The following is a 10,637-nucleotide window of genomic DNA, read 5'->3' as shown; positions in this document are numbered from 1 at the left end:
TGAATGGACCTCGCGGCCCCGGTCCTCGCGGTCCGGGCCCCGCGCCCGCCTCCGCGGGAGGCGCCCTCCGGCCCCAGGGCCCCCCGGCCCTCCAGAACCCGCTCCCGGATGCCGGGGCCACGGGAGCCGTCTCCCGCATCGACCTGGAGGCGCTGACGGACAAGGTCCACCAACGGCTGCTGCGGCAGCTGACCCAGGAGCGTGAACGCAGGGGGCTGACGCGATGAGCATCCTTTCCATGGGAGGAGGCTCGGCCCCGGCGGCGAGCGGCAGCCTCCAGAAGATCCAGATGCGCCATGAGACAAGCGCGCGCGGCGTGCTGAACGGGCGGCTCTCCGCCCTCTTCAATCCCAACCGCCTGCAGTACGGCAGGGACATCGAATGGTCCCACCAGCAGGCCGTGGAGGTGGACGCCGCCAGGAACCTTCCCCGGGTGGAGTTCCAGCGGATCCAGCCCACCCGCCTCACCGTCGAGCTGCTCTTCGACACCTCGGAGGGCCGCCGGGCCAGGCGGCCAGCTCAGGCGGCATCTCCACCGCGCCCACCGGCGTGGACGTGGTCCAGTACACCGACAAGGTCGTCGAGCTCACCCGGGTCCAGCAGGAGCTGCACCGGCCGCCGCTCTGCGAGCTGTGGTGGGGCGGCTACCGCCTCATCCGGGGCGTGCTCGTGTCCCTTTCGCAGGACTTCACCGCCTTCCTCCCGAATGGGACGCCGGTCCGGGCCACGCTGGGCTGTACCTTCCAGGAGGCGGAGCCGTACCGCGAGCTCCACTCCGCGGACCTCCTCAAGCGACGCGTGGTCCGCGCCGGAGACACCCTCACCCAGATTGCCCACGAGGAGTACGGAGACCTCTCGCTGTGGCGCCGGATCGCCCAGGCCAACGGCATCGACAACCCGCTCGCGCTGAAGCCGGGCATGTCCCTGACCATCCCCCCGCTGCGCCCGTGAGAGGAGGCCTCCATGCCAGGGCCCCAGGCCGCCATTCCCCGCCCCGTTCCCGACGTGCAGGTCCGCATCAACGGCCAGGAACTCCCGCGCCGGGCCCGCCTGGACCTGCTGGAGGCCCGCATGCACGAGGACGTGGGCATGGTCAGCCTCTTCACGCTCCAGCTCCATTGCTGGGACGAGTCCACCCAGGCGCTCTCCTGGGTGGATGATCCGCTCTTCGCGCTGGGCAACACGCTGGAGCTCTCCCTGGGCTACGTGGGCGAGCTCGTGCCGATGGGCAAGGGGGAGATCACCGGGCTCGAGCTGGACTACGCGGCGGGAGCGGCCGCCGTGCTCACCGTGACAGCGCAGGACCTGGGGCACCGCCTGGCACGGCGCCGCGAGACGCGGACCTTCCAGCGGATGCCGGACAGCCAGATCGTCAGCACCATCGCCGCCGCGCATGGCCTGGCCCCGGACGTGTCCACCGCCTCGCCCCTGGGCAGCCCGCCCACACGGGAGTTCGTCATGCAGAGCAACGAGTCGGACCTGGAGTTCCTCAACCGCCGTGCCCGCGCCAACGGCTGCGAGGTGCAGGTGGAGGACAGGAGGCTGCGCTTCAGACCGATGAAGACCGCGCCGGCCCCGGAGCTGACGCTCACCGCCACCCGCGAGCTGGTCGACTTCTGCCCGAGCGTCTCCTCCACCCGGGCCGTCCGGTCCGTGGAGGTGCGCGGGTACGACCCGAAGACCTGCGTGGATCCACGCAAGGCCCAGGGGCTCGTGGGCCAGGCCCGGGAGACCGGCCAGCCCGCCACGTTCGTCGGCATGCTGGCGAAGGACGCCCTTCCCAGTGGCTCCGGCGCCCGCCTGGACGTCATCGACGACCAGCCGGTGTCCAACGCGGCCGAGGCCCTGTGGCTCGCCAGGGTGCGGCTCCAGGAACAGCCCACGGCCACCGCCACCGGCCGGTGCATCGGCCTGGCGCGGCTGCGCGCGGGCATGGTCGTCCGCATCGAAGGCGTGGGCACCCGCTTCAGCGGGCCCTGGCGCATCACCAGCGCGACGCACGCCTTCTCCATCCACCAGGGCTATCTGACCCGCTTCACCGCCGAGGGGAGGAAGAGAGGATGAGACTCGAAGCCGGTCCACCGGAGGTCCCGGAGGCCTGGGCGCGACGCGCCTACGGCATCACCGTGGGCATCGTGACCAACAACAAGGATCCCGAGCGCAGGGGCCGCGTCCGGGTGCGCTTCCCGCGCTTCTCGGACCAGGACGAGAGCGCCTGGGCGCCCGTGCTCTCGCCCATGGCGGGCGCGAACCGGGGGCTCCTGCTTCTGCCGGAGAAGGACGACCACGTGCTGGTCGCCTTCGACAACGGCGACCTCCACTTCCCGTATGTCATTGGCTGCCTCTTCGCCGCGTGCCCGCTGCCTGTCTCCGATACGGCGTGCCAGCCCCCGGGCCCCCAGGGGACCGAGCAGGACGTGAAGGTGCTCCGCTCCCGCAGCGGCCACACCCTCACGCTCGATGACACGCAGGGCCGCGAGCGGATCACCCTCTGCGATGGAAAGGGAAAGGTCCGGATGACCTTCGACTCGAAGTCCGGCGCGCTGACCCTTCACGCCGATGGGGACGTGACGATGGAGGCCGGCGGGCGGCTCACCCTGAGCGGCGCGAGCGTGACGTTGGAGGACAAGGGGCCGGGACGCATCTCCATCCAGGGCGGGAAGGTGGACATCAACCGCGGCGCGCTGGAGGTGGTGTGATGCCGGCGCCCCTCGCGGCTCCAGGTCCGGTGATGCACGCCGGAATGCAGGCGCTGTGCGCCCACTTCGGCCAGGCACGGCCGCTGGTCCTCCAGCCGCGAGTGAGGCTGGGCGGCAACCCGGTGGTGACCGTGCCCCGCCCCTTCCAGCCCTTCCTGGTGACCGGGTGTCCCAGCCGCCCGCTCTTCTGCGTCGTCGGCCAGTGGCTCACCGGGACCCGCCGGGTGTCCTCCATGGGACTGCCCCTGCTACTGACGAACGGCACCTCCACCAGCCTCCCCCTGGGCCCCCCGATGCGCATCCTCCCCGTCGCGAGCCGCGTGAGGGCCCGCTAGGAGGCCGGCATGGAGCGGGACTTTCTTGGCCAGGGCTGGAGCTTCCCGGTGCGGCTCGTGGACGGCGCGGTGGAGCAGCGCGGAGACGCGGAGAAGGTCCAGCAGTCCATCCTGCTCATCCTCGGCACCATGCCGGGGGAGCGGGTCCTCCAGCCGGAGTTCGGCTGCGGCATCCACCGGCTCGTCTTCGACACGCTGGACGAGGCCACCCTGGGCCAGGCCGTCTACGAGGTCACCTTGTCACTGGAGCGCTGGGAGCACCGCATCGAGCTGAACGCGGTGGACGCGCGGTGCGCCGCCGAGGACCCCGGCACCCTGCTCGTCTCCATCGACTACACGGTGAGCAGCACCAACAGCCGCTTCAATCTCGTCTATCCCTTCTCCGTGAGCTGAAGCCCATGGCACGCCCTCCTCCAGCGCCCCTCATCGATCCGCGCGGCTACGAGGACCTCGTCCGGGAGACGGAGACCCTGGCACGCGAATACTGCCCGGAGTGGATGCCGCCCGGCACGTCCGGGCCCGACCTGGGGCGGACGCTCATCCAGCTCTTCTGCCGCATGGCCCGCCACGTCGTCGCCGCGCTGAACCTCCAGCCCGAGCGGGCCCAGCTCGCCTTCCTGCAGCTGCTCGGTGCCCAGCGGCTGCCCCCCACCGCCGCCCGGGCTCCGCTCACCTTCCGGATGGTGGAGGGCAGCACGGTGGAGGCCCGGGTCCCCGCCGGCACGCAGGTGGCGACCACCCCCACCGAGGAGCAGCCGGAAGCGCTCGTCTTCGAGACCGAGGACTCCCTCGTGTTGACCCGCGCGCGCCTCACCTCGCTCTTCGTGCGCGGCGCCGACAAGCGGGACGACGAGAAGGACGGCCCGGAGGACACCTACGCGGACCGCTCCGCGTGGCTCGAGGACGCGGCCCCCGGCGACTTCCCGGCCTTCTCCGGCGACACCCCCGACGAGCACAGCCTCTTCATCCCCATCGACTCGCGCTTCAACCTCCCGGGCCTGGACATGCTCCGCCTGAGCTTCAGCATTCAGGCACCGGAGATGCTGACGGCGCTGGACGGCCTGGGGCTGGAGTGGACCTTCTGGGATGGCGGGGCCTGGTGGCGGGTGGAGAAGGCCGCCCTCGTTGCGAATGAGAGCACGGCAACGGTGGAGCTGACGCTGGGGAGAGGGGCGCCGCCGCTCACTCCACTCGAGTTCCAGGGCGTGCGCGCGTGCTGGCTGCGTGCCCGCTGCTCCCGTCCGCCGCCGCGGGAGAAACCCCTCGTCGTCACGGACCTGCAGGTGGAGTCCTACTCCCGGGAGCGGAAGGAGGCCCGCCCCGGGTGGATGTTCTTCAACACCATGCCGCTGGAGGCCAGCGAGTTCCTTCCGCTCGGCCCGCTGCCGCGCGCCGGCGATACGTTCTACCTGGAGTGCGGAGAGGTCCTGGCCTGGCCCAGTGCCAAGGTGAAGGTGCACGTGAAGCTGAGCGGCCCTCCCGGGAAGGTCAACGCCCCGCGGCTCGTCTGGGAGCGCTGGAGTGCCAGCGCCTGGGTGCAGGTCCTCTCGCTCCAGGACGAGACGAATGCCCTGACGAAGGACGGGACCCTGGCGTTCGAACTTCCCTGGGCCCCAGAGCCCACCGAGGTGAACGGGCAGCCCGGCCATTGGCTCCGCGCCCGGCTCGTGTCCGGCGGATATGGAACGCCGCTGGAGCCAGGCGCGCCCGTGGTCCAGCAGCTCCGGCTCGAGCGCATCGAGGGCAAAGTCCTTCACCACCGCCCCGGGACCTGCTTCACCCTGAACGACTTCACCTTCAAGCCCGTCGACATCCGGGAGGGCTCTGAGCGGCCGCGGCCCTTCCAGCCCTTCCACCGGAGCTCTGACACCCAGCCCGCGCTGTACCTGGGGTTCGACCAGCCCTTCGCGCCAGACCCCATCACCCTCTTCTTCCAGGTGTCCCCTCCGGGCCCCGAGGACATGCAAGCCCTGAAGGGGGCCGTCAGCGCCGAGCGGCCCCGCCTCATCTGGGAGTACTCCAGCAGTGGCCACGGCTGGCGCCGGCTGGCCGTGGGAGACGAGACGCGGGCGTTCTCGCACAGCGGGCGCGTGCGCTTCATCGGGCCGCGGGATGGCGGGGCCCGCGGCGCGTTCGGCCAGGAGCGCTACTGGCTGCGGGCGCGCTGCGAGGGAGGCGCCTTCCAGGTGACGCCCCGGCTGCGGCGCGTGCTGACCAACACCACCTGGGCCGTCCACGCCGTGACGCTCTCCGGCGAGGTGCTGGGCTCGAGTGACGGCAGCCCGGAGCAGGCGTTCTTCCTCACCCACGCGCCCGTGTTGCTCGGGCAGCGCATCGAGGTGCTGGAGCCGGAGCCGCCTCCCGCGGAGGAGCAGGCCACCCTCGCGCGCGAAGAGGGGCCGGACGCGGTGTCCACGCCACCGGCCGGGAGCGAGGGCTCCTCCGGGGTCTGGGTGCGCTGGCATCCCGTTCCGGACTTCCATGCCTCCGGCCCCACGGATCGCCACTACGTCATCCGCCACCTGACCGGGGCCGTGCGCTTCGGCGACGGGCAGCACGGCAGGATTCCCCCCCGGGGACGCCAGAACCTCCGGGCCGCCTGGTACCGCACGGGAGGGGGCGCCGAAGGCAACGTCCCGGCGGGCGCCCTCACCCAGCTCCGGACGACCGTGCCCTACGTGGAGGGGGTCGAACAGCGGGAGGCGGCCACGGGGGGCACCGCCGCCGAGACGCTGGAGCGCATGCGGGAGCGCGCACCCCGGCGCATCCGCCACCGGGACCGGGCGGTGACGGCCCAGGACTTCGAGGACATCGCCCGGGAGGCCTCCGCGGACGTGGTGCGCGTCAGGGCCATCACGCCCCCCGTCGCTTTGTCGCCTCCGGGGTCCCCGCTCCCCGGGCAGCCGGCCCCGGGCAGCGTCTGGCTCGTCATCATCCCCTCCGGAGCCGGGCCCCGGCCCACCCCGGGCCTCGAGCTGTTGCGGCGCGTGGAGGACCACGTGCGCGCCCGCTGCGCCCCGGCGGTGGACGTGCGCGCCATCGGTCCGGACTGGGTCCAGGTCCACGTGACCGCCACCCTGGTCGTCAGCTCCCTGGACGGCGTGGAGCTGCTGATGGCCACGGCGAGGGCCGCGCTCGACCGGTTCCTCCACCCGCTGACCGGCGGCGACGACGGCGATGGCTGGGACTTCGGGCGCCAGCCACACGACTCGGATCTCTACGCGCTGCTGAGTGACCTTCCCGGCATCCGCCGGGTCAAGACGCTGACCTTCTCCCCCGGCGAGGTGAGCCCCGACGCGCTCATCTCCCCGGGCGACTACGAGCTCACTCCCGCCATCGACGAGGACGCGTGACATGCGGTTCGAGCTGCCAGAGCTGGACACCCCCTCCGCCTTGGAGCTGCTGGAGGAAGCACGAGCGGGCATTCCCGGACTCGCGCCCTGGTGGACCGACCACAACCCCTCCGACCCGGGCATCACCCTGCTCGAGCTGTTCGCCTGGCTGACGGAGATGGTGCTCTACCGGGCCGGACGGCTGCGGGACGGGCACCTGAAGGCGTTCCTGAAGCTGCTCGGCGGAAGCCAGGGGGGGCACTCCCTGGACGAGGCCCTCCGCCTGCGGGTCCTGGAGCTGCGCGAGCCCTGGCTCGCGGTCACCGAAGGGGACTTCGAGTCCCTGGCGCTGAAGCACGGGGGCCTCCGCCGGGTCCGCGCCCTGGGGGAGCGCGACCTCGAGACGGCCAACACATGCGAAGCATGCAGGACATCTGAAACACGTACTCCATGCAAAAAATGCATAACCTTCAAGCCGGCTCCCAGCCACGTGAGCCTCATCCTCGTCCCCACGCCACTGGCAGTGGGCGGGGAGCCGCCGGCGGCGAGCGAGGAACTGCGCCAGGACGTGAAGGAGTATCTGGCGAAGCGGCGGCTGCTGACGACGCGGCTGCATGTGGTGGGGTGGAAACGGCTGGAGTTCACGCTCTGCGCCACGCTCCACCTGGCACCGGACCTCCGGAAGGCCCAGGAGCAGGAGGTGGAGAAAACGGCCCGGGAGAAGCTCCTGCGCTGGCTCCATCCCCTGACTGGAGGCGTGAACGGACAGGGGTGGCCTTTCGGACGCGCCATCCATGGCTCGGAGCTCTACGCCCTGCTCGAGCGGGTCGCTGGAGTGGACTCCGTCAACACGGTCGAGTTCGTGCTCCCCCCTGAAATGGAGGACCTCGCCTTCGTGCGCGGGAACGGCCCCCCCGAAAAAACACCACCGGACCTCCTGCTCCACCCGGCCGCGCTCCCCGCGCTCGGCGATGGGCACATCTGTCTCACCCTGGAGGCGGCACAAGAAGGAGGCGGCACATGAAAACCGGGACGCTGAGCTCCTACCTCAAGTACCTGCCCGCGCTCTTCTGGCAGTCCCGGTTGCTGGAGGAGCCCCCTGCCCCATCTGCCCCGGAGTCCTTCCTCGGGCGGTTCCTCCTGGCCTTCGAGCACATCCTCTCCCGGCCGTGCATGGATTCAGTGGGCCCGCTGGGACTCGAGAAGCGAATCGAGCGCGGCCACAAGTACATCAACGTGGACGCGGACGCCTCCACGCCCTTCCTCCCGTGGCTCGCGGGCTGGGTGGCCACGCGCGTCAGCGAGGACATGAGCGTGGAGACCCAGCGGGAGGTCATCAAGGCCGCCGTCTGTCGCCACCAGTGCCGGGGCACGAAGGAGTCCCTCCAGGAAGCCATTGAGCTGGGGCTCAAATCCCTGGGCGCACCGTCGGGGAGCACGGTGGCTCCGATCAAGGAGGCCACTGAGCTGGGGCCCAAATCCCTGGGCGCACCGTCGGGGAGCACGGTGGCTCCGAGCAAGAAAGCCGATACGACGCATGCCTTCGCGGTCGAGGTCTTCCTGACGCTGACCGACCCCAAACTCATCATGCCCTGGAGACAGCGCCTCCGGGACCTCATCGCCCGCGAGAAGCCCGCCCATACGTACTGCCAGCTGCGGGTGAAGACCAGCATCGTGCCCCGGCTCTGGGAACTCAGGAAGGAGCATCCCGACGACAGCATCGTCGTGGGCGAATACCTGTTCCCCCTGACCCCGAAGTGACGTGAACGCATGAAAGCAAGAGGAGGTGAACCATGGCGGACCTGGATGAAGCCGAACCACGTGTCAGGTATTTCGATGGCCAGTTGCTGACCGTCAGCGAACTCACCGATGAGCAGGACTTCCACCGGCTCCGGCACGAGCGCCACGCGCGCCAGTTGCACACGCCGGGAATCGCCAGGGGACTGGAGGTGCGCAAGGGTGCCTCGCAAGAGGTCTCGGTCAGCCCGGGTGTGGCGGTGGATGCGCGGGGCCGTCAGCTCATCCTGGAGGCCGAGACGCGCCTGACAGTGCCCCACGCGGCCGAGAACAGGGGGCTGCTGGTCATCTCCTTCAAGGAGGCGGACGGCAAAACGGATCCCGAGTCGGGCAAGGTCCTGCGCTATGTGCAGGACCAGAAAGCGATGGTCGAGTTCGTCAAGGAGCAGGAAGGGTCGAACCCGGAGAAGTACGTCGTGCTGGCCAGGGTCACCGAGTCGAATGGCCAGGCCCAGGTGGATGAGCGGCCACGTCGGTACGCGGGGATCCGCTTGCCGGGCAGCGGCGAGCAAGCCCTGACGCTGCGCGCGGGAAGAGACGGCGCCAACCTCCTGGCCCTGCTGGAAGGGGCGTTCCAGGTACGCGCCGCCCCGTCCTCCCCGACGGCGCTGAAGGTGAGCACCGGAGACACGTCCCTGCTCGAGGTGGGCGGCGATGGCAGGGTGGCGCTCGGCTCGAAGACCACCGTCGACAAGGATGGCTTCATCCTGAGCGGCAAGTGGCGGGTGACCGCCATCCGCTATCGGGGAACGAAGACGGGTGGAGTGGAGAGTGAGCCGCTCAGGCTGCGGGCGTCCTTCGACTATCAGGGGGGCACGCTGCTGCTGCTCGCGTCCGGCTCGGCCAGGAGAATGGAACGGCCCGTGTACGACGAAAAAAGAAAGGTGCTCGAGGAAACCGGAGACGTGACGGATGGGCCCATTGGGATGACGCTCAAGCTCAATGACAAGCCCGTGGGAGCGTGCCGCTACTGGGTGAAGCCGGACGTCACGACGCACTACCCATTCAGTACGACCGCCGTCATCCCCTTGGCGGACCTGGTACCCGGTCCGGTGAAACTCGAACTGGAGAGGGTCGACCCGTTCACCAAGATCGATGAGGAAGACCTCTTCACCGTCACCGTCCTGGAGCTGCCCATCAGCACCCAGACGCACCTCAAGTTCTCCGTGGTGGTGTGAGCCAGGCCCATGAGCGCGGTGGAGCCCTTCACCTCGTCGCTGGAGCACCTGCTGGCCGAGCTCGCGCGGCTGGACCTGCTGCTGCGGCTGCAGGTGTGGCGAGCGCGCGAGGCGGTGGACGGCGACGAGCTTCGCGGGCTGACGCTGTCGGAGGAGGACGTGGTGGGCGCCCTGGAGCGGCCACTGGGACAGCCCCACTGGGCCGAGGTCCCCCTGCCACCGCCGCTGGACGCGCTGCCCGCGAGGCTGGAGCAACAGGCCGCCCACATCGAGCTGCGCAAGCGCGAGAGCCTCCGCCGGGGCGTGGAGCTGCGGCTGGAGACCCTGGCCCGGCGCTGCGGCCTCGGGCGCTTCGATGTGGACGTGCTGCTGCTCTGCCTGGCGCCGGAAGTGGACCTGCGCTACGAGCGCGCCTTCGCCTGGCTCCAGGATGACGTCACCCGCCGCCGGCCCACGGTGGACCTGGTGCTGGGGTTGCTGTGCCCCTCGCTGGAGGCCCGTCTGGCCGCTCGCGAGCGCTTCAGCCCGGAGGCCCCGCTGCGGCGCCACGAGCTCCTCCACCTGCACGGCGCGCCCGGACAGCCTCCGCCTCCACTGCCGGGCCGCGTCCTCGAGCTGGATGAGCGCATCGCCGGATACCTGCACGGCTCCGACTCGCCGGATCCAGGCCTCGCGCCCCATCTGCGCCGGGTGGCACCGCGTCCAGCGAGGGACGCGGTGTCCCTCTTCCCGGAGCTCGTGGACCGCCTGGCCCCATTCGCTGACGAGCCCCTCCCGCCCCTCGTCTACCTGCGGGGAGGCGACGTGGCGGATCCCCGGGCGGCGGCCGAGGCGCTGGGCCAGGCCTGGGGACGGCCCTTGCTGTTCATCGAGGGACGCGGACTGCTGGCGGCCCAGGATGAGCAGGTGGAGTGGGCCCTCCGGCAGGCGGCCCGGGAGGCCCTGCTGCTGGACGCGGTGCCCTGCTGGGAAGGCTTCGAGGCGCTCCTCGCGGGCGAGCGCTGGGGGCCGCGTGGGGTCCTGCTGCGCGCCCTGGAGGAGACACCCGGCCCCGTGCTCGTCTGCGGCGCGGTGCCGTGGGAGCCGGCCCCGCCGCCCCTCTCACGCCCCTTTGTCTGGCTGGAGGTTCCGCCTCCCGGCCCGGAAGAGCAGGTCCGGCTGTGGGCGGAGGCGCTGGAGGACGAGGCCACCCGCGTGCCTCCAGGCGTGGTGCCAGCCTCGCTCGTCCGCCGCTACCGGCTGGGCCGCTCGCAGCTGCGCGACGCGGTGGCCACCGCACGGAGCCTGGCGCGCGGG

General features: G+C 71.0%; 10 protein-coding genes and 2 pseudogenes. All 12 read left to right on the top strand.

Annotated features, from left to right (window positions below):
• Positions 1 to 227, top strand: a 227-nt coding sequence (locus ACLEQD_RS27550; RefSeq protein ID WP_410387979.1) for a hypothetical protein, incomplete at its 5' end; no start/stop codon positions are given.
• A pseudogene (locus ACLEQD_RS27545) lies at positions 224 to 490 on the top strand (hypothetical protein); the annotation flags it as partial. The gene ACLEQD_RS27550 and the pseudogene ACLEQD_RS27545, both read left to right, overlap by 4 nt.
• A gap of 59 nt (positions 491 to 549) precedes the next feature.
• Positions 550 to 951, top strand: a complete 402-nt coding sequence (locus ACLEQD_RS27540) for a LysM peptidoglycan-binding domain-containing protein (protein WP_410387977.1) — start codon at positions 550 to 552, stop codon at positions 949 to 951.
• A gap of 12 nt (positions 952 to 963) precedes the next feature.
• The gene (locus tag ACLEQD_RS27535; RefSeq protein WP_410387975.1) at positions 964 to 2,064 is read left to right on the top strand and encodes a phage late control D family protein; all 1,101 of its coding nucleotides are present in this window, start codon (positions 964 to 966) and stop codon (positions 2,062 to 2,064) included.
• Entirely contained in the window at positions 2,061 to 2,699 is a 639-nt protein-coding gene (locus tag ACLEQD_RS27530) for a phage baseplate assembly protein V (protein ID WP_410387973.1), read from the top strand. Before ACLEQD_RS27535 ends, ACLEQD_RS27530 begins: the two co-directional genes overlap by 4 nt.
• Positions 2,699 to 3,034, top strand: a complete 336-nt coding sequence (locus tag ACLEQD_RS27525) for a hypothetical protein (RefSeq protein WP_410387971.1) — start codon at positions 2,699 to 2,701, stop codon at positions 3,032 to 3,034. Before ACLEQD_RS27530 ends, ACLEQD_RS27525 begins: the two co-directional genes overlap by 1 nt.
• A 9-nt stretch (positions 3,035 to 3,043) precedes the next feature.
• The gene (locus ACLEQD_RS27520) at positions 3,044 to 3,427 is read left to right on the top strand and encodes a GPW/gp25 family protein (RefSeq protein WP_410387969.1); all 384 of its coding nucleotides are present in this window, start codon (positions 3,044 to 3,046) and stop codon (positions 3,425 to 3,427) included.
• A 5-nt stretch (positions 3,428 to 3,432) separates the two neighbouring features.
• Positions 3,433 to 6,387 carry a putative baseplate assembly protein gene (locus ACLEQD_RS27515; RefSeq protein WP_410387967.1) on the top strand — a complete coding sequence of 985 codons (2,955 nt, stop codon included), beginning with the start codon at positions 3,433 to 3,435 and terminating at the stop codon, positions 6,385 to 6,387.
• A gap of 1 nt (position 6,388) precedes the next feature.
• Positions 6,389 to 7,390, top strand: coding sequence for a hypothetical protein (locus ACLEQD_RS27510; RefSeq protein ID WP_410387965.1), 1,002 nt, complete (start codon positions 6,389 to 6,391; stop codon positions 7,388 to 7,390).
• Complete coding sequence (locus tag ACLEQD_RS27505) at positions 7,387 to 8,127, top strand: phage tail protein (protein WP_410387963.1); 741 nt, start codon at positions 7,387 to 7,389, stop codon at positions 8,125 to 8,127. The genes ACLEQD_RS27510 and ACLEQD_RS27505 overlap by 4 nt, the downstream gene beginning before the upstream one ends.
• A 32-nt stretch (positions 8,128 to 8,159) precedes the next feature.
• Complete coding sequence (locus tag ACLEQD_RS27500) at positions 8,160 to 9,341, top strand: hypothetical protein (protein WP_410387962.1); 1,182 nt, start codon at positions 8,160 to 8,162, stop codon at positions 9,339 to 9,341.
• A 9-nt stretch (positions 9,342 to 9,350) separates the two neighbouring features.
• Positions 9,351 to 10,637 (top strand): annotated as a pseudogene (locus tag ACLEQD_RS27495) (ATP-binding protein); the annotation flags it as partial.

It is taken from the genome of Corallococcus sp. 4LFB (genome assembly GCF_046520365.1).
Classification (GTDB): domain Bacteria; phylum Myxococcota; class Myxococcia; order Myxococcales; family Myxococcaceae; genus Corallococcus; species Corallococcus caeni.
The sequence above is the reverse complement of the archived record's forward strand: the minus strand, read 5'-3'. Positions and strand labels throughout refer to the sequence as shown.